27 protein-coding genes and 2 tRNA genes are annotated in these 26,914 nt (G+C 61.6%); 15 read left to right on the plus strand and 14 right to left on the minus strand.

The features are described from left to right. Window positions 1-9 precede the first annotated feature (9 nt). Complete coding sequence (locus tag JRN21_01510; GenBank protein ID MDG6987983.1) at window positions 10-711, plus strand: HAD-IA family hydrolase; 702 nt, start codon at window positions 10-12, stop codon at window positions 709-711. Here JRN21_01510 and JRN21_01515 read toward each other — a convergent pair. From JRN21_01515 to JRN21_01535, 5 genes are read right to left on the minus strand one after another with little or no spacing between them, the layout of a single operon-like run. After that, window positions 648-1,520 carry an extradiol ring-cleavage dioxygenase gene (locus JRN21_01515; protein MDG6987984.1) on the minus strand — a complete coding sequence of 291 codons (873 nt, stop codon included), beginning with the start codon at window positions 1,518-1,520 and terminating at the stop codon, window positions 648-650. The two genes, JRN21_01510 and JRN21_01515, sit on opposite strands and share 64 nt — an antisense overlap. Before the next feature lie 25 nt (window positions 1,521-1,545). After that, window positions 1,546-2,448, minus strand: a complete 903-nt coding sequence (locus JRN21_01520) for an MBL fold metallo-hydrolase (GenBank protein ID MDG6987985.1) — start codon at window positions 2,446-2,448, stop codon at window positions 1,546-1,548. A gap of 4 nt (window positions 2,449-2,452) precedes the next feature. Continuing rightward, a complete protein-coding gene (locus tag JRN21_01525) occupies window positions 2,453-3,649 on the minus strand; it encodes an amidohydrolase (GenBank protein MDG6987986.1) in 1,197 nt (398 codons plus the stop codon). Between the two features lie 38 nt (window positions 3,650-3,687). Further along, window positions 3,688-5,331: a thiamine pyrophosphate-binding protein gene (locus JRN21_01530; GenBank protein ID MDG6987987.1), complete on the minus strand. Its 1,644-nt coding sequence runs from the start codon at window positions 5,329-5,331 to the stop codon at window positions 3,688-3,690. Then, window positions 5,328-6,293 carry a 2-hydroxyacid dehydrogenase gene (locus JRN21_01535; protein ID MDG6987988.1) on the minus strand — a complete coding sequence of 322 codons (966 nt, stop codon included), beginning with the start codon at window positions 6,291-6,293 and terminating at the stop codon, window positions 5,328-5,330. The genes JRN21_01530 and JRN21_01535 overlap by 4 nt, the downstream gene beginning before the upstream one ends. A 124-nt stretch (window positions 6,294-6,417) precedes the next feature. Between JRN21_01535 and JRN21_01540 the strand changes: the two genes are divergently transcribed. Further along, the gene (locus tag JRN21_01540) at window positions 6,418-7,023 is read left to right on the plus strand and encodes a DUF998 domain-containing protein (GenBank protein MDG6987989.1); all 606 of its coding nucleotides are present in this window, start codon (window positions 6,418-6,420) and stop codon (window positions 7,021-7,023) included. 109 nt (window positions 7,024-7,132) lie between these two features. Here JRN21_01540 and acs read toward each other — a convergent pair whose 3' ends face one another. Beyond that, window positions 7,133-9,169 (minus strand): acetate--CoA ligase, encoded by a 2,037-nt coding sequence (acs, locus tag JRN21_01545; protein MDG6987990.1) that lies wholly within the window; start codon window positions 9,167-9,169, stop codon window positions 7,133-7,135. Between the two features lie 269 nt (window positions 9,170-9,438). Between acs and JRN21_01550 the strand changes: the two genes are divergently transcribed. Beyond that, entirely contained in the window at window positions 9,439-9,690 is a 252-nt protein-coding gene (locus JRN21_01550; protein MDG6987991.1) for a hypothetical protein, read from the plus strand. Window positions 9,691-9,756: 66 nt separating this feature from the next. Here JRN21_01550 and JRN21_01555 read toward each other — a convergent pair. Then, window positions 9,757-9,860, minus strand: a tRNA-Leu gene (locus JRN21_01555). 40 nt (window positions 9,861-9,900) lie between these two features. Next, on the minus strand, window positions 9,901-11,589 hold the full coding sequence (gene polX, locus JRN21_01560; GenBank protein ID MDG6987992.1) for a DNA polymerase/3'-5' exonuclease PolX: 1,689 nt from the start codon (window positions 11,587-11,589) through the stop codon (window positions 9,901-9,903). Window positions 11,590-11,645: 56 nt separating this feature from the next. On the opposite strand from polX, the gene JRN21_01565 reads away from it, so the two are divergent. After that, on the plus strand, window positions 11,646-11,915 hold the full coding sequence (locus JRN21_01565; protein MDG6987993.1) for an Lrp/AsnC ligand binding domain-containing protein: 270 nt from the start codon (window positions 11,646-11,648) through the stop codon (window positions 11,913-11,915). A gap of 1 nt (window position 11,916) precedes the next feature. Here JRN21_01565 and JRN21_01570 read toward each other — a convergent pair whose 3' ends face one another. Next, window positions 11,917-13,017 (minus strand): M24 family metallopeptidase, encoded by a 1,101-nt coding sequence (locus tag JRN21_01570; GenBank protein ID MDG6987994.1) that lies wholly within the window; start codon window positions 13,015-13,017, stop codon window positions 11,917-11,919. Window positions 13,018-13,076: 59 nt separating this feature from the next. Here JRN21_01570 and JRN21_01575 point away from each other — a divergent pair, with 59 nt between their 5' ends. Both JRN21_01575 and JRN21_01580 read left to right on the plus strand, forming a co-directional pair. Further along, window positions 13,077-13,922 (plus strand): proline dehydrogenase family protein, encoded by an 846-nt coding sequence (locus JRN21_01575; protein MDG6987995.1) that lies wholly within the window; start codon window positions 13,077-13,079, stop codon window positions 13,920-13,922. A 97-nt stretch (window positions 13,923-14,019) separates the two neighbouring features. Continuing rightward, a complete protein-coding gene (locus JRN21_01580; protein ID MDG6987996.1) occupies window positions 14,020-14,196 on the plus strand; it encodes a hypothetical protein in 177 nt (58 codons plus the stop codon). A 26-nt stretch (window positions 14,197-14,222) separates the two neighbouring features. Here JRN21_01580 and JRN21_01585 read toward each other — a convergent pair whose 3' ends face one another. Then, on the minus strand, window positions 14,223-14,888 hold the full coding sequence (locus JRN21_01585; GenBank protein MDG6987997.1) for an ArsR family transcriptional regulator: 666 nt from the start codon (window positions 14,886-14,888) through the stop codon (window positions 14,223-14,225). A 68-nt stretch (window positions 14,889-14,956) separates the two neighbouring features. On the opposite strand from JRN21_01585, the gene JRN21_01590 reads away from it, so the two are divergent. Beyond that, window positions 14,957-16,459: a gamma-glutamyltransferase family protein gene (locus JRN21_01590; protein ID MDG6987998.1), complete on the plus strand. Its 1,503-nt coding sequence runs from the start codon at window positions 14,957-14,959 to the stop codon at window positions 16,457-16,459. Between the two features lie 265 nt (window positions 16,460-16,724). Here JRN21_01590 and JRN21_01595 read toward each other — a convergent pair. The 3 genes from JRN21_01595 to JRN21_01605 all read right to left on the minus strand — a co-directional run bounded on the left by JRN21_01595 (window position 16,725) and on the right by JRN21_01605 (window position 18,410). After that, window positions 16,725-16,865, minus strand: a tRNA-Arg gene (locus tag JRN21_01595). A gap of 60 nt (window positions 16,866-16,925) precedes the next feature. Then, a complete protein-coding gene (locus tag JRN21_01600) occupies window positions 16,926-17,384 on the minus strand; it encodes an alanyl-tRNA editing protein (protein MDG6987999.1) in 459 nt (152 codons plus the stop codon). Beyond that, on the minus strand, window positions 17,385-18,410 hold the full coding sequence (locus tag JRN21_01605; GenBank protein ID MDG6988000.1) for an NAD(P)/FAD-dependent oxidoreductase: 1,026 nt from the start codon (window positions 18,408-18,410) through the stop codon (window positions 17,385-17,387). Window positions 18,411-18,612: 202 nt separating this feature from the next. Here JRN21_01605 and JRN21_01610 point away from each other — a divergent pair, with 202 nt between their 5' ends. Further along, entirely contained in the window at window positions 18,613-19,761 is a 1,149-nt protein-coding gene (locus JRN21_01610; GenBank protein MDG6988001.1) for a citrate/2-methylcitrate synthase, read from the plus strand. After that, the gene (locus JRN21_01615) at window positions 19,758-20,183 is read left to right on the plus strand and encodes a CBS domain-containing protein (protein MDG6988002.1); all 426 of its coding nucleotides are present in this window, start codon (window positions 19,758-19,760) and stop codon (window positions 20,181-20,183) included. The genes JRN21_01610 and JRN21_01615 overlap by 4 nt, the downstream gene beginning before the upstream one ends. A gap of 168 nt (window positions 20,184-20,351) precedes the next feature. Here the strand turns inward: JRN21_01615 and JRN21_01620 are convergent, their stop codons facing one another. Next, window positions 20,352-21,101, minus strand: coding sequence for a Rieske 2Fe-2S domain-containing protein (locus JRN21_01620; GenBank protein ID MDG6988003.1), 750 nt, complete (start codon window positions 21,099-21,101; stop codon window positions 20,352-20,354). Window positions 21,102-21,373: 272 nt separating this feature from the next. Between JRN21_01620 and JRN21_01625 the strand changes: the two genes are divergently transcribed. The 6 genes from JRN21_01625 to JRN21_01650 all read left to right on the plus strand — a co-directional run bounded on the left by JRN21_01625 (window position 21,374) and on the right by JRN21_01650 (window position 26,874). Further along, window positions 21,374-21,973 carry a hypothetical protein gene (locus tag JRN21_01625; protein ID MDG6988004.1) on the plus strand — a complete coding sequence of 200 codons (600 nt, stop codon included), beginning with the start codon at window positions 21,374-21,376 and terminating at the stop codon, window positions 21,971-21,973. A gap of 58 nt (window positions 21,974-22,031) precedes the next feature. Further along, the gene (locus JRN21_01630) at window positions 22,032-22,979 is read left to right on the plus strand and encodes a hypothetical protein (protein ID MDG6988005.1); all 948 of its coding nucleotides are present in this window, start codon (window positions 22,032-22,034) and stop codon (window positions 22,977-22,979) included. 200 nt (window positions 22,980-23,179) lie between these two features. Beyond that, entirely contained in the window at window positions 23,180-23,515 is a 336-nt protein-coding gene (locus tag JRN21_01635; GenBank protein MDG6988006.1) for an NADH-quinone oxidoreductase subunit A, read from the plus strand. After that, on the plus strand, window positions 23,509-25,170 hold the full coding sequence (gene nuoB / locus JRN21_01640; protein ID MDG6988007.1) for an NADH-quinone oxidoreductase subunit NuoB: 1,662 nt from the start codon (window positions 23,509-23,511) through the stop codon (window positions 25,168-25,170). The genes JRN21_01635 and nuoB overlap by 7 nt, the downstream gene beginning before the upstream one ends. A 7-nt stretch (window positions 25,171-25,177) precedes the next feature. Continuing rightward, window positions 25,178-25,753: an NADH-quinone oxidoreductase subunit C gene (locus JRN21_01645; GenBank protein ID MDG6988008.1), complete on the plus strand. Its 576-nt coding sequence runs from the start codon at window positions 25,178-25,180 to the stop codon at window positions 25,751-25,753. A 44-nt stretch (window positions 25,754-25,797) separates the two neighbouring features. Next, complete coding sequence (locus JRN21_01650) at window positions 25,798-26,874, plus strand: NADH-quinone oxidoreductase subunit D (protein ID MDG6988009.1); 1,077 nt, start codon at window positions 25,798-25,800, stop codon at window positions 26,872-26,874. Window positions 26,875-26,914: the final 40 nt, after the last annotated feature.

Here is a 26,914-nt window from a genome sequence, read left to right on the forward strand (position 1 = left end):
GAGAGCGCCTTGCCAAAGACGGCTGTCTTCTTCGACCTCGGCGGGACCCTCATGGTGATGAGGAGGGACGTGATAATCAGCTCCATCCTCTCAGGCTGCGGCTACCCCGCAACTCCGGAGCAGGTCCATGCCGCCTACTTCAGGGTCGAGCCCGGATGGCTCTCCGCTTATGGCAGTAGGGACGCGACTCGGGACCAAGTAGAAGAGTCGTACCGGGTCTTGGATTCCATGGTATTCGACCACCTTTTTCCCGGGCGCCCCAGAGGAGAGAGCACCCACGCCACATCGCTGATGAGGACCATGTGGGACGAGACGCAGCGGTCGGTGCCCCTGAAGCTGTACCCGGACGCAGAGCCTACGCTGCGCCGCCTGAAAGATGAAGGATACAAGTTGGCACTCGTATCCAATGCCCCGTCAGACACGTCGAAGACCGTCGAGTCGCTGGGGCTCTCGCGTTACATCTCGGTGACGGTGTTCTCCGGAGCGGTGGGGGTGTCGAAGCCGAATCCGGAGATATTCAGGATCGCGCTGCGAAAGGCAGCGGTCGAACCTTCGGAGGCGCTCCACGTCGGAGACCTCTACGAAGCGGACGTGGCGGGAGCAAGGAACGCCGGGGTCGACGGGGTCCTGATAGACAGGGAAGGGAACTACGGGGCGACCGACTGCCTCAAGATCGCCGGGCTCGACGAGGTCTTCGGCCTTCTGGGGTAGCCGGCGCAGAGCATCCCGAAGTAAGTCGGGACCTGGTAGGAGTGAAGCCTCCCCTCTATGGGGACAACGGAGAGCGCTCCCGCGAGCATGGCCATCTGCCACAGGCTGTCAGGTTTGGCCTTGTCGACTAGGCTGGCCCTGACCTCTAGGACTGACTCGAGCCTGTTCTTCCTTACCGCGTCTACCACCAGGCTGTCATACTCCGCTGCAGCAGGGCTGTAGCCGTAGGGCCCTCCCTTCTTGTGGGCGTGCGCCTGGTCTGAGCTGGCGATGAAGGCAGTTCGTTTCGTCTGCGCTTCCGCGACCCGCGCTATCACTTTCCCGAACTCGAAGTCCTGGTAGAGAGGTATCCCTCTCGACGGCGTGACTATCACTATCTTGCTCCTGAGGCGGGTCCCCCTGACGAGGAACCAGAGCGGGACCAGGGTCCCCCAGTCCATGGCCATGTCCGACAGTGGCCCCTCGTTCACCCCGTAGGCAGCGCCCACGACCGGGAGCCCTTGCCCTTCGGCCGTCAGGACCAGCCTTTCCGCGAACTCCACGTCGCACCTGGCTCTGAGCCTGATCTCCCTGCCCGCCTCCCGCAGCACACCCGAGGAGTTCTCTGCCGTGACCACGCCGATGTGCCTGTGGAGCCTGAGGTTGTGGGGGGTGGCCACCACCACAGTGTCAGGGCGCGCCTCCTTGATTTCCTCCGCCAGCTTCCGCATCCCGGCTCTCGTCTGACTGAAGCGCGCGGACTTCGTCCCTGCCAGTGCAGGGACCACTTCGCTCCCGTGGGGCGCTATGCAGGCATAGACCAAAGGCATGACGGGGCGGGACCCGTCGAGATATTCAAGCGTTCTTTTCCAGATAGTGCATTATGCCCATGGTGGATGTTCTGACGGATATCTTCGCGTAGATGGGGAGTCCCTCCGCTCCCGCGTCCGCCGCCACGGTCCGCTCCATCTCCTCTGAGGCCTCGTCCAGCGTCATCTTCTGCTTCCACATTTCTTTCACCCTGCCCACCCAGCTCTCCACCAGCTCCGCGGTCCTGTCGAACACCCAGTCGACGTCCTTCCGCGCCCCAAAGTGGGGGACGAGGAGTTCGCCGGGGGTCGTCTGCTTCAGCCTAGTGATCGTGGCCACAAGCTCCGACGGGTGGAAGCTCGGAGGCGGTGTGGTGGGGATCAGCGCCCCCAGTCCAGGATAGACAATCCCCACCGAGTCCGCGGTGAGGAGAACCTTGGTCCTGTCGAGGCTCACTGAAATCTGATGGGGGGCGTGCCCCGGGGCATGCATGAGGGTCGCGGTGATCCCGTCCCCCAGGTCCAGGGATGCCTCCTCTCCAACGGCCGTGACCCTGGAGGCCGGTATGGGATCGGGAGCGCCGTACAGTTCCATCATCTCCTTGCCGAAGACTTTGGCGGAGCTCTCCACCAGGCGGGTCGGGTCGACGAGATGGGGGACTGCCCTCTCCTGCGCGAACACCTCGGCGTTGGGCATCTCCCTGAGCAGCTTCCCTGCGGCCCCGGCGTGGTCGAGATGGACGTGGGTCGGGATCACATATCTCACATCTGATGGCATGACCCCCACCTCTGATAGGCCGCGCAGCACGCTCGCGTAAGAAGAGGCGTACCCGCAGTCCACCAGCGCGGGTTTAGGTCCCTTCACGAGGTAGGCGCCGACCGTCCCGGGCACTCCGAGCGCATAGGTGTCCAGAAGGTAGACCCGCTCGGAGACCCTAGTGGCGAACAACTTTTCACTCCTGGGCTCTGCCGCCTGACCTCCCGAATTCGAACGCCAGCGAAGCCAGCGAAGCCGCCCCGATCTTGAGCACGTCCTCGTCGACCTTGAACTTCGAGCTGTGGTTAGGATAGACGCACCCCTTCGCGGGGTTAAGGCTCCCCAAGAAGTAAAAAGTCCCCGGCGCCCTCTGCAGGAACCTGGAGAAGTCCTCTCCGCCGAGTATGGCTTCAGCCTTCTTCACCTTGGCCCCGCGGACCTTCTCGAGGACTGCCCTCGCCTTGGCTGTCGTCCTCGGGTCGTTGACGGTCACTGGGTATGCATCCTTCTCGAAGGTCACTTCTGCGGACCCTCCGAACGCCCTGCAGACTTCCTTCACCACGCTCGTCACCTTCCTCTTTGCAAGGCGCCTCGTCTGCTCGTCAAGCGTCCTGATGGTCCCATGCAATTCTGCCGTGTCGGGTATCACGTTCTCCTTCGTCCCAGAGTGGATGGACCCGACCGTGATCACGAACGGCCTGACCGGGTTGATCATCCTCGATGACACTCCCTGCAGCGCGAGGATTACGTGGGCCGCCAGATAGATCGGGTCTACGGTCTCGTGGGGGGCCGACCCATGGCCTCCCTTGCCCGCTATCTTCACCACGAAGGAGTCCGGCGCGGCCATTATCGGGCCCTCCCTCACCCCGAACACCGCCGACCTCCTGGCGCAGTCTATGTGTAGCCCGAAGACGTAGTCCACCTTTGGGTCTTTCATCACTCCGGCTTCAATCATAGGTAGCGCCCCGCCCCTCCCGCCGTGCTCTTCAGCAGGCTGGAAGAGGAACTTCACGGTCCCGCACAGCTCTTCTTTGTGACCTGACAGGAGCTTCGCCGCTCCCAGGAGCATCGCCATGTGCGTGTCATGCCCGCACGCGTGCATTACCCCGTCCACCTTCGATCTGAACTCCACGTCGGCCGCTTCCGTGACAGGGAGCGCATCCATGTCCGCCCTCAGCGCTACCACCTTCCCCCTCTTGGCTCCCTTCAAGGTGCCCAGCACCCCCGTCCCCCCGGCCATCCTCCTGACCTCCACCCCCATCGCTTCGAGGCTCCGCGCCACATACTCCGAAGTCCATTCCTCGTGGTAGGAGAGCTCCGGATGTTGGTGGAGCTTCCTCCTGTTCGCGATTATCTCCGGCTCGATGCGCTTCGCTTCCGCCGTGAAGTCCATGGCCCGGCGCTCGCATGGGCGGCGTTTAAAGCAGGCCCTTAGAACATGAGCGAGCCCTGGATGTTGATCGGAGGGAGGTCCTCCGGGTCAACCCTGAGCTCTAGGACCAGCGGGACGTCCGACTTCTCCATGATGAACTCTACGGCGTCTCCCGCCCTCTCGTCCGAGTCGACCACCATCCCCCGCGCGCCGAATGTCTCGGCGACCTTCGCGAAGTCAGGGTTGGCATGCATGGTCCCAAACACCCTCCCCATCTTCTGTATCTTCTGCCTCATCAGGAGCACCCTGTAGGAGTTGTCGTTCACCACGACAACCTTCGCCCCTATCTTCTCCCTTACCGCCGTCTCCATGTCCTGAAGAGTCATCATGAACTCCCCGTCCCCCATGACCCCCACGACCTCCCTTTCCGGGAGTGCCATCTTCGCCCCGAGGACGGCCGGGAAGACGAATCCCATGGAACCCATGTTGGTGGCCGCGAGGAAGCTGCGGCTGGACCTGACCTTCAGGCACGCGTACGAGTACACCTGGTGGAGCCCCTGCCCCGCCGCAAGGATGGCATCCCTCGGAAGGGCCCCGTCGAGGGCCGAAAGGAAGCGAGCCGGGTTCGCATATCCTGGCTTGTGACGCCTTTCCGCTTCGCCCAGAACCACACGCCACGCTTCTTTCTCGTCTTCGATCCTGCTCTTCCAGCCGTCTTTCGCCCTCGCTTCGACCACGGCCGCGAGCCTCTTCGCGAACCCTGAGGCATCCGCATCCGAATGCATGGCGTAGGGGATGGGCTTCTTGTCCCAGAGAGGGTCCATGTTCACCGCGTAGACTTCGCCCCTGGGAGCGGTGTTGAAGCCATAGGTCGAGACGTCAGAAAGGCCACATCCGAGGCAAAGGACCATGTCGGCCTGGGCGAGGGCGGCGTCGGCGACCCTGACCCCGCCGAACCCTGTCCTTCCCAGCGACATAGGGTTATCCTCAGGCACCGCTCCCCTACCATTCCCGGTTGACACAGCAGGCATCTCCGTCTTCGACAGTAGGTCTGCGAGCGCCTCCGACCCCCGTGGGGAGTTGATTCCTCCGCCGACCACCACAAGGGGCCTTTCGGCCTTGACCAGGGCTTCGGCGGCGAGCTTCACCTCTTCTTCCCTGGCCGGCTTCTCTTCAGCCGCGGATACCTGGACTACCTGTCTTCCTGCCTCTTGGGACCAGACATCGTCCGGGACTTCGAGGTAGACCGGCCCTGCCGGCGCCGAGGCAGCCAGCGAGAACGCGTCAGCGAAGGCCCTTCCCGCTCCCGTCCCCTTTTCGATCCGCCAGGCTCCCTTGACCAGGCTCTTTGCCATTTCCGTCTGGGGTATCTCCAGCCAGGAGTCCATCCCCGACATCCTCCGCTTCACGGCCCCCGCCACGAGAAGCATGGGGGAGCCGTCCTTCCACGCATTCGCCAGGCCGACCAGGGAGTTCAGGAAACCCGGCCCACCGTGCACCAGCGCGACCCCCGGACTTCCCGTGACCCTCCCTTCTGCGTCAGCCATGCTCACCGCGACCTGCTCGTGTCTGGTGGAGACGTATCTGATTCCGCTCCCAGAGAGCGCGTCCATCAGGTCGAGGACCGAAGTACCGATGAGCCCGTAGGCCCTCTTGACGCCGTACCCTTCGAGCGAGGCGACGAGGAGCTCGGAGACTTTCATGGGTTCACTACGTTCAGAGGCGGCTGGCCGAGGGCTACCCTTACCACGTTCTCCACCGTCGCCTGGATTATCCTGAGCCTCGCATCATTCGTCGCGCCCGCGATGTGCGGAGTAAGGATCACGTTCGCCCCGTCCTTTGCCGCCAAGAGGAGGGGGTTGTCAGGGGAGACGGGCTCTTGAGCGAACACGTCCAACCCCGCGCCTCCGATCCACCCCTGAGTGACCGCCCTGGCCAGAGCGGCCTCGTCGTTGAGCTCACCCCTGGAGACGTTGATGTAGACAGCATAGGACTTCATCAGCCTGAACTCCCTCTCCCCGAACATCGCCTTTGTGCTCTCTGTCAGGGGTACATGTACGCTCACGACGTCGCTCTCGGAAAGCAGGCGGGAAAGCGGGAGGAACGACGCTTCTAGCGTCTTTTCATCGTCGTCGGCGAGCTTCACCAGGTCATTGTAGACGACGTTGGCGCCCAGGAACCTCGCCCTCTGCGCGACCTCCTTCCCTATCCGTCCCATCCCGACGATCCCCCAGGTCTTCCCGTGCACCTCCGCGGAGACGTTCAGGAGCTCTTCCTGGACCCACACTCCCTCGGTTATCCTGCGGTGGGCGTAGCCCATCCGCTTGAGGAGGACCAGCGCGGCTGCCAGGGTGTGTTCTGCAACCGAGATGGCGTTGGCCCCCCCGATATTCGTCACCTGGATTCCCTTCTTCCTGCAGGCCGCCAGGTCGATATGATTGTAGCCGGTGCTGGGCTGCGCAATCAGCCTGACCTTGTCCATCGAGGCCACCTCTCTCTCGGTTATCGGGATTCTGAACGTGTAGTCCCCGATTACCATGTCTGCCTTCGAAAGCTCCTCCATCAGTCTCGGAGAACCGGGGTCGCTCACGGTGACGAACTCTGCGTCGATCTTGTACTTCTCTAGGCTCTCGGCGAAAAAGAGCCTGACGAGCCCTTCTGGCATCGGCGAGAGGACGAGTATCCTCAGCACGGGGTCTCCCCGCCGGCGACGGCTCCATCCGACGACCTCATGCCCCTTCCCGGCCGAACCCGCATCTTTTTAGCGTAACCCAAAACATGCAGTGCCGTTGGGCTGGAGCAATGCCAGGAAGGCCGGTGCGCTGCTCTTCTTCGGTGTGGCGCAGTTCGCCCTCTTCGAGATGGTAGCTGAGTTCGTCTACCCGGGGTACAGCGTCTCTCAGAACTACATCAGCGACCTGGGGCCGCCCTGCGTGAACGGGGGAGGGTGCCCCTCTCAGACCTCCTGGCTCATCTTCGACACGTCTATCGCGATCATGGGCGTCGCAGTGATTCTGTCGGGGCTAATGATCCAGCGCCACTACAGATGGAAGCCGCTCTCCGGAGTCGTCGTCCTCGCAGGGATCGGGGCGCTCGGAGTGGGAGTCTTCAACGAGACGGCGCCATATGGCCTCCACGATATCTTCTCGCTGATCACCTTCGTCGGCATAGGCCTGACCGCGATTCTTTCTTACAAGCTGCAAAAGGCCCCGCTTTCTTACTTCGGGGTGATCTTGGGCCTCCTCACCCTCGCCTTCCTCGTCCTCTACATCCCGGGCACCGGAGCCGAGGGGACTGCGATGGGGATTGGTCCCGGAGGGCTCGAGCGGCTTATCGTCTATCCCGTCCTCATCTGGAGCCTGGCCTTCTCTGGCCACCTGATGGCTACGGATTAGTGTCCGCCTTCTCTGGGGGAACCGACGCACCCGCTGGCTCTTCCGCGGCTGCGAGTCCGTTCACCGCCGCCAGCTCACACCTTCGGCGCGACCGCCGCGCCTGCCGATCCTACGGTGCCTGGACCTGCTTCCGGATGGTCTCGACGACGTCAGGGTTGGCGAGTGTCGTGACATCGCCGTAGTCCTTCCTGTCTGAAATCGAAGCGAGCACCCTCCTCATTATCTTCCCTGACCTCGTCTTTGGGAGGTCTGGGACCACGTACACGAACCTCGGCCTGGCTATCGGCCCGAGCTGCTTCACCACGTTCCCCCTGATGGCGTCTTCCAGCCCCCCTGTGGGGACGCTGCCGGGCTTTAGGGCCACGTACACGACAGGGACATGCCCTCTGAGCTCGTCTTCCATGGCTATGGCTGCCGCCTCTGCGACCTCCGGCGTCGTGAGCACCGCGTTCTCTATCTCTTTGGTTCCGAGCCTGTGCCCCGCCACCTTGATGACGTCGTCGACCCTCCCGAGGATCCGGAAATATCCGTCCGCTGCCTGGACCGCTCCGTCGCCTGCAAAGTAGGGCCAGTCGCGCCAGTCCTTGCTCTGCCTGTCGCGGTTGTATTTCGAGTAGTATACGCTCACGAACCGGTCAGGGTCTCCCCAGACGGTCTGCATGATTCCAGGCCACGGGTTCCTGATGCAGATGTTCCCCGCCCTGTTCTGACCGGGAGGGACCTCCGCGCCGTTTTCGTCATAGATGACCGGGTATATCCCGGGCATGCCTGGACCGGCACTCCCCGGTTTCATCGGTGCTACAGCTGGTATGGTGGAGCAGAGGAACCCACCTGTCTCGGTCTGCCACCAGGTGTCGGTGATCACCGCCTCCCTCTTCCCCACGGCTTCATAGTACCACTTCCATGCTTCCGGCTCTATGGGTTCCCCCACCGTGGTCATGGCCTTGAAGCGATAGTGGTACTTTGCGGGTTCGTCTGGACCCGCCTTTCTCAGCATGCGGATGGTGGTGGGGGCCGTGTGGAATATGTTGACTCCGAGGCGCTCGGCGATCCTCCAAGGCCTCCCGGGGTCCGGGTACAGCGGGACTCCCTCGTACATCACCGAAGTCGCCGCGTTGGTCAGCGGACCGTAGACTATGTACGAGTGGCCAGTGATCCACCCGATGTCGGCGAAGCACCAATAGACGTCTTCAGGGCGTATGTCCTGCACGAACCTCGTAGTCCCCGCTACATAGGCCAGGTAGCCGCCGGTCCTGTGCTGAACCCCCTTGGGCACCCCGGTGGAGCCGCTGGTGTACATCAGGAAAAGAGGCGCCTCGGCATCCATCGAGACCGGAGCTATGGTCTTCCCTCTGAACGGCTTCACCACCTCGTCCACGAAGAAGTCCCTCCCTTCGATCATGGGGGACCGGGAGATGTACTTCCCCGGATGCCTCCTCCAGACGAGCACCTTCTTGACCTCGACTCCCAGCTTCTCGGCCTCCTCTACTGTGACGTCTGCTTCCTTCTTCTTGTCAATCAATCCGCCGTTCCTGTAGTAACCGTCGATCGTGACCAGGACGGTGCTCTCGGAGTCCTCCATGCGTTCGGCGCACGCCTTCGCGCTGAATCCTCCGAACACCTGGTTGTGGATTATCCCCAGCCTCGCCGCTGCCAGCATCGAGATGGGGAGCTCAGGGACCATGGGGAGATGGAACGTTATCCTGTCTCCTGTGTTCAGGCCCGCGAACTCCCTCAGGACCAGGGCGAACCCGTTGACCCTGTTGTAGAGCTCCTGGTAGGTGATGACCTGAGTGGCCTCGTCCTCAGATTCCGGGACCCAGATGAGCGCCGCCTTGTTCCTATGCTTCGGGAGGTGCCTGTCGACGGTGTTATAGGACGCGTTCAGCTTCCCGCCGACGAACCACTTCCAGAAGGGAGGTCTGCTCGTGTCAAGGACTGTGTGCCATCTGCTGTCCCAGCTCAGCAGGTCTGCATACTCTTCGAAGCACTGGGGGAAATTCTTCTCGGAGAAGCGTTCAAAGACGGACGAGTCGCTCATGTTGGCCTGCTTCACGAAGCTCTGTGGCGGCTGTATGAGTGGTTCCTCCTTCCAGTGCACTGCGATGTGGGCTTCGGAAACCTCGGCCCCCGTGCCGGCCGTCATCCTGACCCTGAAATGGACGTGTCGCGCATTTAAGAGTGGCTGAACCCTCTCACTTTCTTCCGCCGCGCCGAGGGCCCTTGGAGAGCCTGGCTGAGGATGGTTCCAGTACACCAATGACGCTATGGACCAATCATGCCATCCGCGCAATGCTGACGCGAGGATGTCCCAGTTCACGTCGGCGGTCAAGAACCAGACGGAGGCGCAGCCGTTCTACACCAAGAACGTCGGTTTCGAGAAGAAGACAGACTCCACCCCTCCAGGGGGTACAGGTGGGTGACAGTCGGGGCAGAAGGGCCCAAGTTCTGGAGCTGGCGCTCTTCCAGGGTGGGACGGCTGACTTGAATCACTGGTCGGCCAACTGGTGGCCAGTGACATCCCAGCCGATCGTGCTTCGCGTGGACGACTGCCGGAAGACCGCCGCCGAGCTGAAGGCGCGCGGCGTGCCGTCCAGCGCAGAGCCGAAGGACTACCCGTGGGGGATATCGCTACCTTCGCAGGCCCCGACGGCAACCTCTTCTTGATCAACCATTCCCCTTCCCAACAGTGGTCGGATGGCTGGAGTCAGAGCAGTCCGGCGATTTTTGCACTGGTGCGGGGGATGGGATTCGAACCCACGAACCCCTAAGGGAGGGGATCTCTCGGGCTGCGCCGCTTAAGTCCCCTGCTTTTGGCCAGGCTTAGCTACCCCCGCGAAAGCCGCGATGCAAGGTTCTGTTATTAACATTGGAGACCTATGAGACGAGCCTTACGAGCGCCTTCAGCCCCCCTGCGTTCGCGACGCCGTCGGCCTGCACCCAGCCCCTTCTCGCCACGGTCACGCCGTAGCCGACGTTGTCGAGTTCGCCCACCGAATGGGCGTCAGAGTCTATCACGAGGGGTACCCCCTCCTCAATGGCTTTCTTGGCCCAAAGTTCATCCAAGTCGAGTCGCTTGGGCTGTCCGTCGACTTCGAGCATCTTCCCGTTGTCTTTGGCTGCCTTGATCACCCTGACGAGGTCGATGGGGTTCCCCTCTCTTCTGCCGATCAGCCGGTTCGTCGGGTGGCAGAGGAAGTCGACCGAGGGGTGAGCAAGGGCCTTCAGCACTCTTTCTGTGAGCCTCTCTGGGTCCTGCTTGAAGTTCTGGTGCAGCGACGCCCCGACCACGTCAAACTCGTCGAGGAACTCCCTGTCAAAGTCAAGCGACCCGTCGTTCCTGATCTCGACCTCAACCCCTTTCAGTATAGTGAACGGCGCCAGCAGTTCGTTGAGCCTGTCGATCTCCTTCCACTGGCGTCTGAACCTCTCTTCCGTTAGCCCGTTGGCCACCCTCACCGACACGGAATGGTCTGTGACCGCGATGTACTCGTACCCCCTCCCCTTCGCCGCCAGGGCCATGGCTTCAAGCTCCTCCGACCCGTCGCTCCATGTAGTATGCATCTGCAGGTCTCCCCTGATGTCGTCGAACTCCAGGAGCGCCGGGAGCCTATGCTCCAATGAGGCCTCGATCTCTCCCCTGTTCTCCCTCAGCTCCGGGGGGATGTATTCCATCCCTAGCTCCTGATACACCCCCTCTTCAGTTTCCCCTGCTCGCCTCCTCCCCTCCCTGTCGAACAGCCCGTACTCGTTGAGCTTCCAACCCTTCTCGATGGCAAGGTTCCTCATAGCGATGCTGTGGTCCTTGGAGCCGGTGAAATAGAGCAGAGCGGCCCCGCACTCTTCCTTGGTGAAGAGCCTGACGTCGACCTGGACGCCGTTCCCCTGCTTGACACTCGCCCTTCTCGGCCCACTCTCGACGACCTCGGCGATCCCGGGACACCCTTTGATGGCTTCCAGCACCCTTGGGTCCGTCGAGAGGAGGTCCAGGTCTCCTACGGTGCCCCTCCCTCTCCTGAGGCTCCCTGCCATCCTAACGCTTATTCCGAGCGCTTCAAAGTAAGACTCCAGTTTCCTGAACTCCCCTTCGGCTTCGGGGATGAGCATCCGCTTCCCATAGCTCGCCAGCCTCTCTATCCCTTCCCTGAACGACGCCCGCACCGTCGGGCCGAATTCCCTGTCCAGCCTTCCGCTCTCCAGGGCCTCCTTCAATTTGTCCACGCTGTCTATCCCGAGGTCGTGCGACAGATGATAGGCGGTCCTCGGCCCTATCCCCTGGACTCTCGTCAGAAGGGTGACCCCTGGTGGCGTCATCTCTTCCAGCTTCTCAAGGAGCCGCAACCTCCCGGTCGTCAGATACTCATCGATTTTCTTGGATATCCCCTCCCCGATGAAACGGATGTCTTCGAGCCTCCCCTCCCTCCACACGAGTTCAACGTCCTCGTCTAGGTTCCTGACGCTCGTCGCCGCGCGGTGGTAGGCTACGACCTTGAACCTGTCCTCTCCGTTGGCTTCCGCCAGGTCGCCCAGTCTGTCTAGGAGCTCAGCCACCTCTCCGTTCTTCAAGGCGGTCGTTTCACGGCGATTCGTTTTTAAAAGGAATGCCGGGCTACCAAGTAACAGTGCCAGTCTTTCAGAAGGCCTTCGTCCTGCTCAAGGTTGTTCCGGGACACGAAAGGGAAGTGATCAGTAATCTGTTGAAGATTCCCGATGTAATGGAAGCCCACGTGGTCCCCGGTGACTGGGATGTCCTCGCCGTGATCAGCTCCCAAAAGGAGGTGCTCATGCCGAGCGACGAGAAGGTGTATCGCCTGGTCATGGACAAGATTCAGAAGATAAAGCATATCCAAGACACCAACACGATGGTGTCCCAGTTCTCCCAGTCGAAGTAGACTATCTCCACCAGCCGTACTGTTTCGGAGCGTCCGTGATGGGGACGCCGCGCCTGCCTCGAATCAGGACGTCGTCTTCTATCCTCACTCCGAACTTCCCCATGATGTAGGCGCCGGGCTCCACGGTGAAGCACATGCCTTGACGGAGCTTCTCCTTCCCACCTTCTACGATGTAGGGCGCCTCGTGGATCTCGAGTCCCAGGCCGTGGCCCGTCCTGTGGAAGAAGTACCCTCCGAGCCCCGCCTTGGCCAAGACCCGGCGCGCAGCGGAATCGACCCTCCCCACGGAGGCACCTTCTACAGCGGCGCCGATGGCAGACTCCTGAGCCTCGAGGACCCTGTCATAGACCCGCTCCAGCTCCTTCGACCTGCCGAGGCAGAAAGTCCGGGTGATGTCGGCGTAGTATCCGCCATATGTCGCCCCGACGTCCACCAGCACGCTTTCGCCACGGGCCAGTTTCTTCTTCGAAGGCAGGTGATGGGGGTCGGCAGCCGCCGGCCCGGCCTGGACCAGCATGTCATCCACCTTGGTGGCCCCCTTCGCGTAGATGACCTCGGTCATCCTCCTGGCCAGCTCCTGCTCTGTCTGACCTTCATTGATGTGGCCTGGAAACTCTTCGAACGCCCTGCTCAGGATATCAGCGGACTTCTTGAGCAGGGCCACCTCTGCCTGGTCTTTGATCTCCCTCATGGCCTGCAGAATCGGCTCCGCGCTCCTGAACTTGGGCGATGATTCTTCCATCAGCTTCGAAATGTACTGGTACGGCGCCCTCCCCTCCACCCCCCATTCCCCCTCCAGCCCCGCGCCTGCCGCTGCCTCCTTCACGGCCGCTCCAGGGCCTTCTGAGTCGGTCCAAGCGAGTACTCTCATGCGCAGCCGCGCTTCTCCGTAGGGTCCAGCCTCGAGCTTCGGTGCGACAAGGTGGGGGACCCCTTCGGCGGGGAAGAGGAGCATGAACGGGCGCTCGAGCATCAGCGAATCGACCCCGGTGAGGTACTTCAGGTTCGGCCCGGGAACCAGCACCGCTCCCTGGAGCCCTTCTTTCCGGATGGCGTCCTTCAGCCTCCTCATCCGGCCGCCAAGGTCTGAGCCCGCTGCCATTCTCACCCCCTACATTCATGTGCACTGTTAATATGTGGTCTCTCCGGCTCGGCCAGGCCATGGGGCTCAAGGAGCTGGTCGTCCTCCCTGTCGCGAAGAAGTGGATAGCCGGACCTGACCTCGAGTCTGCAGTCAAGGACGCCCAGGGCGCCAACTCCAGAGGGATCGGCGTAGTTGTCAACTTCCTGGGCGAGGATATCACGGATTTGGCGGCCATGGACGCCCAGGTCGAAGAATATCTCAGGCTCCAGCAGGCGATGGCAGACAACGCCGTCAGGGGGTTCGTGTCCGTGAAGCTCACCCAGTTGGGACTGGGCGCAGACGAGGGCGGAATGAAGGGACGCCTCGAAAGGGTGATTGCGAACGCCGAAAGACTGTCACAGCTGCTCTGGATTGACATGGAAGGGTCCGCGTTCACCGGCAAGACTGTGGCCGCCTACCTTGAAGCCCACCAGAAGCACCCGGACACCGGGGTGGCCATCCAGGCATATGCCCGGCGGAGCGAGGCGGACGTGAAGGCGATCCTAGACGCCGGGGGCCGTATACGACTGGTAAAGGGGGCGTACAGAGAGCCCCAGGACTTCGTCTTCCCCACCAAGGACGACATCAGGATGAACTTCGACCGCCTGATGGTCTCTCTCTTCGAGAGGGGGGACGCCTTCGCGATTGCCACCCACGACAGCGTGCTCATAGACAGGGCTAAAGCGCTGTCAGACTCCAGCCACGCCCGCTTCCGTTTCGAGTTCCTCAAGGGAATCAGGGACGAGCTGAAGGACGAACTGGTCGCTTCCGGCTATGAGGTCGTGGAGTACCTCCCATACGGAGGCAGCTGGTGGGCCTACTCCAAGCGGCGCATCACAGAACACCCGAGCAACATCTGGCTCTTGCTGCGTTCGGTCGTCTGAGTCATCCCTGCGGGTAGCCACCGTTGATTACTGGCTCAAATAACGTAGACCCTGCTCGCAAAATACCGGAGAGAGGATGAAAGGGCAGGTCAAACAAATGGCCGAATATCAGAAAGGGCAAGTCTGGGGAGCCCTCCGCAAGGCGTGGAAGGGCTACCGAATAGCCAAGGTCCAGGGTGACAACGCCCGCATGAGGGAGTACGCCACCCGCATCAAGACCCTCCAGGGCCAACTTGGAGTTCCTCAGGCGAGCTTTCCAAATCTAGGAATGTAGAGGAGCTTCCGCTCCTCTATCCCTTTTTAGTCGGTGTCGAGCTCTTTTTCCATCTCTTCCAGAATGTCGCCGACGACCTGTTTCTGGATTCCGAGTGACGAGCAGATAGATAGGATGTCGTCTCCGTCTTCTCTCATCAGGTAGCGGAGGGCCTTCTTCCTGTCGACCCCAGGGAGGGAGGTCGTTATCCGTGCGGCTTCCCTTAGCGCGAGGCTCCTTATGTAAAGCAGTACTGCCCTCTCTTCTTCCATCTCCTTCAGCTTCCTGTCGACGTCAGCTACGACCCGAGTCAGGGGGCGGACGCGTGCGGCGCCTTCCGGGTACTTCTGGATCTCACTGATCTGGGTCATCATCTGGGCGTGTTCGTCACTCTCTTCGATTCCTGGGACCGCCCCGAATGAGAATATCCTCGTCCTGAAGAGGTTGGGCGCTAGGTCCACGGTGACCGAGAAGCTGTTCTTCAAGAGGTACTCCTTCCTCTGCGGTCCCCTAGGGCTATCCTGGGAGATAGTGCTGACGAGCCCCGCCCTCTCCATCGTGACCAGGTGCTTCGCGACCAGCTGTTGGCTGATCTTCAGTTCTTTGGAGAGCTGCAACTGATAGTTCGGTTCTTCGCTGATCCTTGATATGATCCGCCTTCGGATGGGGTTCTCAACGGTTCCGAGTATGGCGTCTAGTTCAGACTGGCTCAATGGTTATCTCCCGACGGTTGTATAGAAACCGTTTGTTCTATAAATAGATTCCCGACACCGTCTATCTGATGGCATTCAGCAAGACGCTGGTAGGACGACGCTCGGCCGTGGCCAGCGAGCAGCCCCTCGCGACCCTGGCGGGATACGACGTCCTGAGAAAAGGCGGGAACGCTTTCGACGCCGCGGTTGCGACCAGCTTCGCGCTGGCGGTGACGTTCCATCCGGCAGGAGGACTGGGCGGGGACTATTTCGGCATGTTCTACGAAGCGAAGTCCGGAAAAGTCCACTGCCTGAACTCCAGCGGGTGGTCTCCATCAGGACTGACCGTGGACCTGATCAGGGAAAAGGCGGGCGGAGAAGTCCCTCTCTTCGGGCCCCTCACCTGCGCCGTCCCGGGATACGCGGCCGGAGTCTGGGAGATGCACAAGAAGTTCGGGATCCTCGACTTCGGCGACCTACTGAAGCCCGCGATCAGCCTTGCCTCGGATGGATTTCCCGCGGGAGAGGGGATATGCAGATCGGTTGCGGGCGCTTACAATGAACTCTCGGAAGACGCCAGGAAGGTGTTCGCCCCTGGCGGGAAGCCGCCGGTTCCGGGAGATCTTATCAGACAGCCAGCACTCGGGAAGGTGATAGCAGAGATCGCCCGCTCCGGTCCTGAGGGTTTCTATTCCGGATGGCCGGCGGAGAAGATGGCATCCGCGATCGAGTCTCTCGGCGTCCCCTGCACCCTGGCCGACTTCGCCGACTTCAGGCCCGAGTGGGTCTCCCCGCTCGCGCTCGACTATCGGGGGACCACGGTCTACGAAGTGCCTCCTAACAGCATGGGTGCGACCAGCCTGCTCATACTCAAGCAACTGCTTGAAACCGACCTTTCGGCCGTCGGCCCGCTCTCGAAGGAGAGGATAGAGAAGACCATGGATGCGGCGCTCGTGGCGTACGGGCGCAGAGACCTGATGCTGGGAGACCCCCGGTTTGTTCACGTCGACATGAGTTCCTTCATGTCAGCGAAGGGACCCACAGCCTTCCCCAACTCGAGGATAAGGTCCGGAGACACCACTGCCTTCTCCGTAGCGGACTCGGAGGGGAACATGGTATCAGGGATACAGAGCCTGTTCCACCACTTCGGCTCGAGGGTCTTCGTCCCAGAGGTGGGTATCGCCTTGAACAACAGGGGCTCTGCCTTCGCCGTCTCTGGGCCTAACAAGGCGGAGCCGAGGAAGCGCCCCCTGCACACCCTGTCTTCGCTCATCCTCGAGCGGGGAGGGGCCCCCTACCTCGCCATCGGAGCGAGCGGGGGGGACTACCGCCCGATGCAGCATGCACTCTTCGTGACCAACTCAGTCGACTATTCGATGCCTGCAGAGGTGAACGTCGCCCACCCCCGGTTTCTCTGGGGTGGGGGGAAGAAACTGCTCGTGGAGAGTGGGTACGACATCCCCTACGGCTTCGAGGTCCAGAGCCTTCCCATGCCCGGCCGGACCGGGGTCTGCCAGGCCGTGGAGGTGGCTCCCGGTTACAGGAAAGCGGTCTGCGACGTCAGGGGAGACGGGGTCCCGGCAGGATTCTAGGGCCTGCTTGGTCCATACCGTCAGGTTATGGTGGCGGACCGTCTCCTCTCGGGTGATGGGAGCTCGAGCTTAGAGGCTCGGGACGGCCCGCTCTACGAAAAGCTTCGCCGCGGCAGCGCCTGCCATAGTCGGACGTTATCCCTACGACAGACTTGACCCCCGTTCGGCTACGAGGGAGGAAGTGGAACCACCCTGCCTCGGCCGCTGGGCGTACCACCTCGAGCCGGCGATGTCTCTCGCTCGGATGGGAACCTGTTCTCGAAAGCGGGCCCGGTGCGATTTGAACGCACGACCTCTGCGAGCGCAGGGCTCACTACAGCTATCTTCGGGAGGATAGGAGGCTCGGTCTCGACGAGTCTGCCGCGCTATCCGTACTTCGCTCGAAGACGATCTGCGCTACGGGCCCGATTTTGCCCGGCTTGGGTTGGACGTTATAACGGTTACCGACTCGTGCCATCTGCATGTCTTATGTGCTGCTGACCAGGTCAAAATCCAGCTCCAGCTCCCTCTTGGAGTTCCTGAACCTCACCTTCCCAATGGCGATTCTCCCTATCTGGAGGGTGTTGTCCACATGGGCTTCATTGCAGCAGTTTATGTTCCAGTCAGGGATCCTCGCTATCTTGAGAAGGGTGACCTCCGCAGGCACTGGAAAGAGGTCATAGATCGCATCTCCAAAGTGTCCCTCGGCCTCATGCCTCTCCATCTCGAACTCCAGCACCTCGGCCCCCTCGGCGACCTTCGCGTTGGCCAGCCGCTCTATCGTCGCCAGCTCTTCGTCGGTCGGCTTCCTTTCGAACTGTAGCGTGAGCCTTCCGTGCTTGCCGGACACGTAGACGGACGCCGTCCACTTCGCTCCAAGCGCCTTCTGGGCGGCTCCCTTGAGCACGTGGACAGCCGAGTGCGTCCGGAGCTCTTCCGAGCTCAACTACATCCTCGTTACGATCTTGTAGAAGTCGCCGAGCCTGGTCTCGAGCCCGTAGCGCGTCGTGTTCCCCCTCATGTACAGGAAGACAGAGAGGAGGGTGGGCCACATCTTCATCAGGCTGAACCTTCCTTCTACCTTCGCCTTGATGAATTCGTAGACCTTCGCGTAGATGGCGTAATGGTCCAGCACCGCCTTCCTGTACCCCTCCATGTCTCCGATGTGGTCGACGAAGAGGTTGACGCATTGCATGCTCGGGATTATTCCCTCTCCCAGCATCGGGTAGACGGTCCCGATAGACTCTCCGACCCCCACAACCTTCCCGTCGAAGAACGGCTCCATGAGCTTGGGTGGCGTTACCCTCACCGGCCTCCCTATCCTCCTCACAACTTCGCAGTGGTACTTCTTCACGAACTCCTCCATCTCTCCGCGGTATCTGCCTAGGACGTCGCCTGCGCCTACATGGGCCATCCCGTCTCCTAGCGGGAAATACCACCAGTACCCCGTCAGCCCCGGATAGGGTTTGATCACAAAGTCGTCGTAGGGGAGCTCTTTCGACTTGACCTGAATCTCGAACGACGGGACCACGAGGTCTTCCTTGACCTTCGGCAGGAGGGACCTGTGCAGCCCCGTCGCGTCGACCACCTGGTCGAACCCCTGCATGCTCCCATTTGCCCCCTTGATCTGGGCGCCCCAGTGTATCTTCTTCCCTTTCAGCATGTCCTCCGTAAGCCGGTGCTTGTCGTATGTTACAAGCCCCCTGAGGGGTATCTCTACCTCTTCGTCCCCAAGGTCGACGAGCATCTTCTTCCCCTTGTGGAGCACGTAGTCGTCGAAGTTGAACCCGGCCTCCCTCACAAGATCGGTGATGAACGGCTGGCTCGTCCCCCAGGCGCAGACAGTGTACCAGTTCTTCTCAGTCCGCATCTCGAAGGCCTCCGCGTCGACCCCCGAGGGGAGTCGGTTCAACAAGTAGGCCCCTGCTACCCCAGTTCCGACCACCGCGAGACGCGTCTTGGAAGACCCCATCTGTCCCCGTGCCTCGTCCTCTTTTTACCCTGTCGCCCTGACAGGCTTCGCTTCAAGCAGAGCCAAAACCTAATAAACCCAAAATATTGAATATAATAACAGAATGCCCATGCCAAAGAACCCAGAGGCCGACTCCACGACCGTGAAGCTATCCAGGGAGACCTACTCAAAGCTGGCCGCCCTCGGCAAGTACGGGGACACCATGGACCAGATCATACAGCACCTGACCGCGCAGGCAAGAGGTCTGGAGGACGTGGTGGCGGGGAAGAGTTCGATCACCTACATCGATGGCCGAGAGGGGCGGCTTCTCTACCGCGGGTATGACATCGCGGACCTCACGGCTCACTCGAACTACGAAGAGACCACGTTCCTCCTCTGGAACGGGCGCCTCCCCACCTCGGGGGAACTGAAGTCGTTCAGGGAAGATCTCGGGGCGAAGAGGGCGATCCCACGCGAGTTGGTCTCGATCCTCACGACCCTCCCGCAGAACTGCGATACTATGGACGCCCTGCGAGTGGGAGTGGCGGCTCTGGGGATCTTCGACGACCCCATGTATACCCAACTTGAGCGGGCTATGTCCATCGCCTCGAAGGCGGGGACGATAGTGGCCGCGATACATAGGCACAAGCACGGCCAGGCCATAATCCCTCCGCGCGAGGACCTGTCGTTCGCTTCCAATTTCCTCTACATGGTGACAGGGAAGGTGCCTTCGGAAGGGGACGAGAATCTGATGAACGTCCTCCTGATTCTACACGCCGACCACGAGTTCAACGCTTCCACCTTCACCGCCCGCGTGATCGCCTCGACCCTCTCCGACGTCTACTCAGCGACAACGGGCGCGGTGGGAGCCCTGAAAGGGCCCCTTCATGGCGGGGCAAACGAGAAGGTCGTCGAGATGACACTCGAGATCGGGACCCCTGACAGGGTGGACCCCTACATCCGTGAGAAACTGGCGAACAAGGTCAAGATCAACGGCTTCGGCCACCGGGTCTACAAGACCATGGACCCGAGGGCGAAGATCCTGAAGGACATGGCGGAGCGCTTCGTCAGGACTGAGAAGGAAAAGCAGTCGCTGGAGATCATCGAAAGGACCGAGGCGATCCTGCTCAGGGAGAAGAACTTGCACCCCAACCTGGACCTCTATTCCGGACTCGCACTCAACCACATTGGCGTCCCTGCCTACCTGTTCACCCCGGTCTTCGCGGTCGGCCGCGCCCCAGGTTGGCTCGCCCACGTCCTCGAGCAGTTCGCCGACAACAGGATAATCAGGCCCATCGCTGACTACGCCGGTCCCCCGCTGACCAAATACGTGCCCATCGAGAAACGTGCTTCCTCGGGTGCGGGACGTTGAGGGTCGAGGCCCTTCTGAAGCGGGACCCGGTCACCATCAGCCCAGGTGCCACCATAAGGCAGGCTGCCGAGGTCTTCGCCAGGGAGAAGATCGGGCTGCTGGTGGTCGCCCAGGCTGCGACCCCCAAAAAGCCTCAGGCGGTCATATCCGAGCGTGATGTGGTCAGGGCGGTGGCGAAGGGAACCCCCCTCACTGCGAAGCTCGAGTCCGTGGCCACGAAGAAGCTGGTCAGCATCAGGCGCTCAGACAGCCCGTCGACTGCGGCGAAACTGATGATGGAGAACGGGATCCGCCACCTGGTGGTGGTGAACGACGACGGGACCCTTTTCGGAGTCCTCTCCATCCGGGACTTCTTCCGCGAGGCGAAGCTACTCGGCTCGCTCAAGAAAGACGAGGCTGAAGAGACTCACGGAGTGGACTGAGAAAGGCTACCGCTCCTAAGCCCGCCAGTGCGTTCTCCCCTCGGCTTGGGTGCCCCTCGCGCCGACGCCCCCTGCAGAGAGCGGGCATCTGACCGCCGGGATGACCTGATGTCGAGACGGGCCGGATAGCCATGTCTGGGGGCTCTCTTCACGGAAGCGTCGACAGGGTCATGAGGACGCGGAAGTCTTCCCCGACTCCGCGGCCGGCCTGATGAACGACTCGTAGGACTGATAGTACCTTCCGTACCCCACCACTCCGTTGTGATTGACGTCGAACACCGCGGGCTCGATGTAGAGCGAGCCGTCAGGGTCAGCGGTCAGGGTCAGCATAGGCTCAGCATTTGTCGGCGGCGGCTGGGTGCTTGCCGGGCCAGCTATCGAGAGCGCGTCGGGGAGACGGTACACGCTCCCATGGCACGGGCACTGGTACGTCTCGTCACTCGGGTTGTCCGAGTTCTCGGGGTCGTAGTTGGGGCTGCACCAGAGATGGACGCACACCTCGCTGAAGGCCACGAAAGCCGTCGCCGCCTTCTGGTCCCCTCCCAGGCTGGAGGGCATCCTGATGAGCCGCCACTTGACGAACGTGTCAGGGTTCTGGGAGTCCAGCGTCAGGTTGCCGGACGAAGGATAAGTGATCAGCCAGGAGCTGTTCGGCGGGAACGTCGTAAGGTCGTTGACGTTGACGGGCTTCCCGCTTGCGGCGCCGTTGAATTTGTTGATGTCGGTCGTCACCTTTTGGCGCTTCGGCGTCCCTGGGCTGGAGACCGACGAGGATAGGTACTTCCCCCAGGGGACGAAGGGAATCGCGGTGAGCACCGCCGCGAACGTGAGGAGGACCTTGAAGAAAGACCTCCTGCTCGTCTTCGCTTGTGGGGTTGGCCCGGGTGGCGTTGGCGGGGGAGGAAGTCCGGGCTTCACGGCGGCCGAAGGCTGCCGGCGCCCAGAGAGAGGATCCGTGGCTGGGCGAAGAGGAGCTCCCGGGGCAGAAGTCTTTTCGGGCGTACCCTGACCTGTCTCTCCGCCTGCAGTCGGCCCTCCTGGCGACTGGCGTTTCTCTTCTTGCTTGCTCTCTTCAGACATTGCAACCACCGTTTGGAAGACGCTTCGTAGCAAGATGCGCGTGAACATGTTCATTTACGACTTCGGTTTCGAAAATCCAAAAATACCGGAAACTCAGAAACTACATCGTCATGGAGACATCTAGAACAAAGTCCTACCTGACGCACATACCTGTGCGGTCCCCACTGGAGGCTGACGCCCTCTCGAAGGAGAGCACCTGGAACATACTCAGGCTGGTAAGGGATGCAGGCGCGCAGGGAGCGTCGGCCGACGAGCTCGTGAAGAGGCTCAGACTCCCCCCGTCTGCCGTCTACGCAACGCTCAAGGAACTGAGACGCCTCGAGTTCGTCTCCGTCCTTCCACGGGAGAACAAGAGGAAGGGAGAGCGGAAAAGGAGGTTCGTCTGCGAACGGACCACCTGGGGGAAGTACAGGATCGACGGCGCGTTCCTGGACGCCATAACCTATGAGGGCATCACGGAGCAGGTCACCGAAGGGCTAGGCGGCGCATTGTCGCAGGTGCTGGGTAGGCTGTTCGACGAGTTCGGGAGGAATCCGAGGCTACTACAGTATCTCCCTGTGGCGGCTGAAGGGAGAATCTGCCCGATCTGCGGGAGGAACCACGAAGCAACAGACTTCGCGTTCGCAGTCGTGCTCGCTGCCTTGGACACATACATCACGGAGTCGGCGGACTTCTTGGGCCTGCTCAGGAAGAAAGCCTACGCGAAATAGCCTGCACAGGAGGGGCGGGGCAACACTTTATCGGCTCCAGCGCCCGGCTCCCTCCGGATTGTCGCGGCCGAAGGTCTTCTCTGGCAAGCAGGGGCTCGCCGTCGGTCTCGCCTTCGGGGGAGCGGGAGGGGTCCTCGCCCTCCTGGACATGTCTCTCTGGGCAGAGAACCAGTATGTCCTGGCTCTCTCCAGAGGGGTCGGAGCCGGCATCGGCGTCGTCGAGTTCTTTGCCTCCGAAGCGGCGGTCCTGGCGGTCATGGCTTCCGGCATCTATCTGGTCTACAGGGGAGCGATGGCTTCGGAACCCGGGAACCTCTCCTTGCCGTCGATAATCGGCGCGGCATTCTCCTCCAGAAAGACCATGAGGCTCGCAGTGACGGGGGGCGTCCTCTACGCCTTCGCCTTCCTCTTCCTTTCGGGGACCTTGGTCTACCAGCCGACTGTCGACTTCAGCGAGGTGTACGGGGCGTCCTCCCCCGGCTGGGCCTCCGCCGTCTGCTGCGGCACCCTCGGGTCAGTCCCCGAACTGAAGTTCTACCTCTCCCCGGCGCTCCACCTGGGAGCGCAGCTCCTTCCTCTCACGCTCCTGATGCTCGTCCTGGTCCCTCCCCTCGTAACCCTGAACATCGCGGTGGCTCTGGGGTCCCTGAGGCAGAAGGCGCTCAGGTCGGGCCGGCTGGTCACCTCCGTAGGGGCTCTGGTGGGTCTCGTGACCGGATGCCCCACCTGCGCAGGATACTTCCTCCTGAGCGCCGCAGGAGGGCTGGGCGCTTCAGCCTTCACCTTCGTCCTTGCGCCGTATCAGCTACTGTTCGTCGTCGTAAGCCTCCCGTTGCTCGTCATAGGTCCGTTCCTGACCGCCTATGGGCAGAAGAAAGCGCTGTCTTCAGCTTGCGAGGTCCCGGGCGCTCCCGACCAGGCGCCCCCGACTCCGGTGGCCCCTGCCAAGACCATGGATGGGGCAACGGGTTCCACTGCGAGCGATTGCCGACGGTGCTGCGCCTGACCAACGGCCCTGACTGGTGCTCCGCACCCGGGTGCCAAGGAACTGCAACCTCGCCGTCCGCTTTCGCCGCGCTGGTGGCCGGCCACGAACTTTGCTTTCCGCCCTTAGAGGTGGGCGAGCACCCCACCAATCTTAAATAGCGTGAGACGGTCGCAATTTTTGAAATGGCTCTCTTCGGGGACATAGGGACGGTCTTCGCGATGGGCCTGGTCGGCATGGGGTTTACCCTCCCGGTCGTCCTACTTCCGCGCCTCTTCGGGCCGAGGCACCCCAACCCCCTGAAAAACGCCCCCTTCGAGTCCGGGCAGGTCCCCCAGGGGGCCGGGAAGATGCACTTCATGATGCAATACTACGCCTACCTCCTGATGTTCATCGTTTTCGACGTCCTCGGGATGTTCCTCTACGCCTGGGCGGCAGCCTACAAACCGCTCTCGCTCGGTTTATCATCTGACTGGGCGGTCACGCTCTTCATCGGGATGCTTTTCATCCCCATGGGGTTCGCCCTGGTCCTGGCGGGGAGGCGCGACCTGTGGTAGTCGCCCAGCAGCAAAAGTCAGGGGCCTTCCAGGTCTTGGTCGGGAAGATAGACGACATCCTCCAGTATGCCATAGGCGATCCGATGCGCTACCTCGCAAACTGGGGGCGCCTCTACTCCCTCTGGCCCGTCCATCTAGAGACGGCATGCTGCGTCCCTCCGGAAACCGTCATCCTGGGGGACAACAAGCAGATTTCTGAATACGAACCTGGCGACATGGCCGCCTCGGCTTCAGGGCTCGTCACTGTCACCAGGACCTTCAAGCGGCAGTACAGCGGTCACATCCTCGAAGTCACGGGGCGCGGGATGCTCCCCATCCGTCTGACCCCGGAGCACCCAGTCCTCGTCGCTTCGCGGTTGCTCAGGAGCGGCAAGGGAGAATACCTTCCTGGAACCAGTTGGAAGAAGGCGTCAGAGCTGGTCAGCGCCCCGCCGGTAAAGGTGAACGGCGAGTTCGTCTTTCCTACGATGGCACACGACTGCCTCCTGATACCGAGGATCAAAGGGCACGTCGAGCTGACCAGCATCCCTCTCAGCCCCTATGCGAATCGCCGCGGCCTTGCTGTCCTGAAAGGCCGACGGGATAGCCCGCCCTTGGACTTTCCGCTCAATGCGAGGACCGCGTGGCTCCTGGGTGTCTACGTTGCGGAAGGCTGGACCACCGAGAACCACGACGTCTTCTTCTCACTTGGGAAGCACGAGAGGAGCCTCGCCAGGCGCATCTCGCTCCTGGCGAAGTCCCTGGGGTACTCGCCACAGGTCAGGGAAAGGGAGACCGCGCTTGTCGTGAGGTTCTCATCCAGCATCCTCGCAAGGGCCCTGAGAGAGTGGTGCGGGCACCTCGCGGAGAACAAGAAAGTTCCCGACTTTATACTCTACCACAGGAGCGAACACCTGTTGCGTTCGTTCCTCAGCGGCTACCTGAAGGGAGACGGAAGCGTCACCGTCGACAACAGGGGCCCCACTTTCGACCGTGCGAGCACAACTTCGAAGATCCTTGTCCTCCAGTTGCAGCTGGCGTATGCTAGGCTTGGGCGTTTCGCAAGAATCAGACTGGAGCGCCGAGAGGGGGTCGCCCATATTGAGGGAAGGACAGTCAAGACGAGGGATGCATACTCTCTTTTCCTACTCACATCGAAAAGGAAGGTCGCCGGCTTCTGCATCAACCCAGATTACATCGTCGTCCCGATAAGGAAGATCTCGAAGCTACCCTACTCCGGTCAGGTGAGGAACCTTGAGACAAGCGACAGCACGTATCTCGTGTCGAACGCCGTCGTCCACAACTGCAGCGTCGAGGTCGGAGCGGCCGCAGGGTCGAGGTTCGACATGGAGAGGTTCGGCGCCCTCGAAGCGTTCGGCTCCCTCCGCGCCTGCGACCTGATCATAGTCATGGGTACTGTCACCCGCAAGCTCGCCCCCAGGCTGAAGTTCATCTACGACCAGATGGCCGAGCCCAAGTGGGTCATGGCGATGGGCGCGTGCAGCATCACCGGGGGGCTCTACTTCGACTCGTACAACGTCCTGAGAGGAATCGATGACATCATCCCGGTCGATGTCTACATCCCCGGCTGCCCACCAAGGGCCGAAGCCGTGCTCCAGGGCCTCGTCCTGCTCCAAGAAAAGATCAGAAGGGCTCCATCTCTAAGCGGCCGGTGACACCTGCATGAGCAAGGCACAAGCCCCGCAGCCTGCACCGTCTCAACCCCCGACTGCCGCGCCGGCCACTCCTCCGCGCGTCCAGGCTCCTCCAGCCGCGACCGCTCCCACGAACCCAGAGCCCGTCAGGGCTAAGGAGTTCGCCGCGAAGTTCACAGCAAGGTTCCCCGGTGCTAAGGTGGACTGGATGAAGGAGCACAGAGTCAAGTTGACCGTGACCCCTCAGGAGATCGGGGAAGCGGCACTCTTCGTCCGTGACTCTCTGAAGTTCGATCACATAAGCGCCGTCAGCGGGATTGACTGGATCGCGAAGAACGAACTCGAGGTAGTCTACTTCGTGGGCTCCTCGGTCCCCGGACTGGAAGACTTCGTCTTTGCCTTGGCTGAGCGCGTCCCCAGAGACGACCCTGTGGTCCCGACCCTCATCGGGGTCTGGAGGGGAGCGGAGTACCAAGAGCGCGAGACGCACGAGATGTTCGGGATCAACTTCAAAGGGCACCCCAACCAAGCCCACATGTTTCTCCCCGAGGACTGGAACGACCTCCCTCCTCTCCGCAAAGACTACGTGTCGCCAGGAAGATGAACATGGCCCAGGAATCGGAATACTCCCCAGACTCCGACAGAATCATGGCTGTCTCCCTGGGGCCGCAGCACCCGGGCGCAGGTCACTTCCGCATCCGCCTCTGGCTCGACGGGGACTACGTCGTCCGGTCCGAACCTGACCCGGGGTACGTCCACCGGGGAGAGGAAAAGATGAGCGAGTACAGGAACTACATCCAGAACGTCCCGCACCTTGAGAGGCCCGTCATACTCGACAGCTCGAACATCCTCTTCCCGTACGCCTTGGGGGTCGACGAGCTCATGGGGAGCAAGATCCCACCCAGGGGACAGTACCTCAGGGTGATCATGTCAGAGATAAACCGCATCATCTCCCACATGTACTTCCTCGCCATCCAGGGGTACTTCATGGGGCACACGACTATGATCACTTGGTGCATGGGTGACAGAGATTTTTGGATCGACCTCGGCGAGCGCATAGGCGGAGCCCGGGTCACCTTCGCCTATGTCATCCCAGGAGGGGTGAGGAACGACATCCCCGAGTACGCCATAGACAAAGGGCTCAAGACCTGCGACTGGTTCGACAAGCGGATGGACGAGTACGAGAAGATCTTCTTCGACAACCCCATGGTCCACCAGCGCTCCGACCGGGTCGGGGTTCTGTCGAAGGAGGACGCAATAGCCTTCGGGACGACTGGGACGGTGGCGCGCGCCTCGGGGTTGGCCTTCGACGTCCGCAAGGACGAGCCCTACAGCTCCTACGGAGACTTTGAGTTCAAGACCCCCATGCTCACTCAGGGAGACTCTTGGGCGAGGGCGTACGTGGCCCTCCTGGACATGAGGGAAGCCGTGAAGATCATCCGTCAGGCCCTGAAGAAGCTTCCACAGGGTTCAGTCAGGCTGAAGCTCGGTCCCCAGCCGAGGGTCCCGGCGGGGGAGGTCTACTCCAGGACCGAAGGGGCCAGAGGGGAGATGTCCTACTATATCATCAGCGACGGGTCGCCCCGCCCCTACAGGCTGAAGATAGGGGTTCCGTCGGCGAAGAACCTGAGGGTCCTCCCCCACCTGTTGAAGGGCGTCCACGTGGCAGACATCCCCGTGATATACTGGGGTCTGAACTATTGGCCGGTAGAAGCCGACAGATAAGCATCTTTAAGCTCCGTTCTGCAGAATCTGCCCGATTCAA

It is taken from the genome of Nitrososphaerota archaeon, from assembly GCA_029785825.1.
In the GTDB taxonomy this organism is placed as follows: domain Archaea; phylum Thermoproteota; class Nitrososphaeria; order Nitrososphaerales; family Gagatemarchaeaceae; genus UBA183.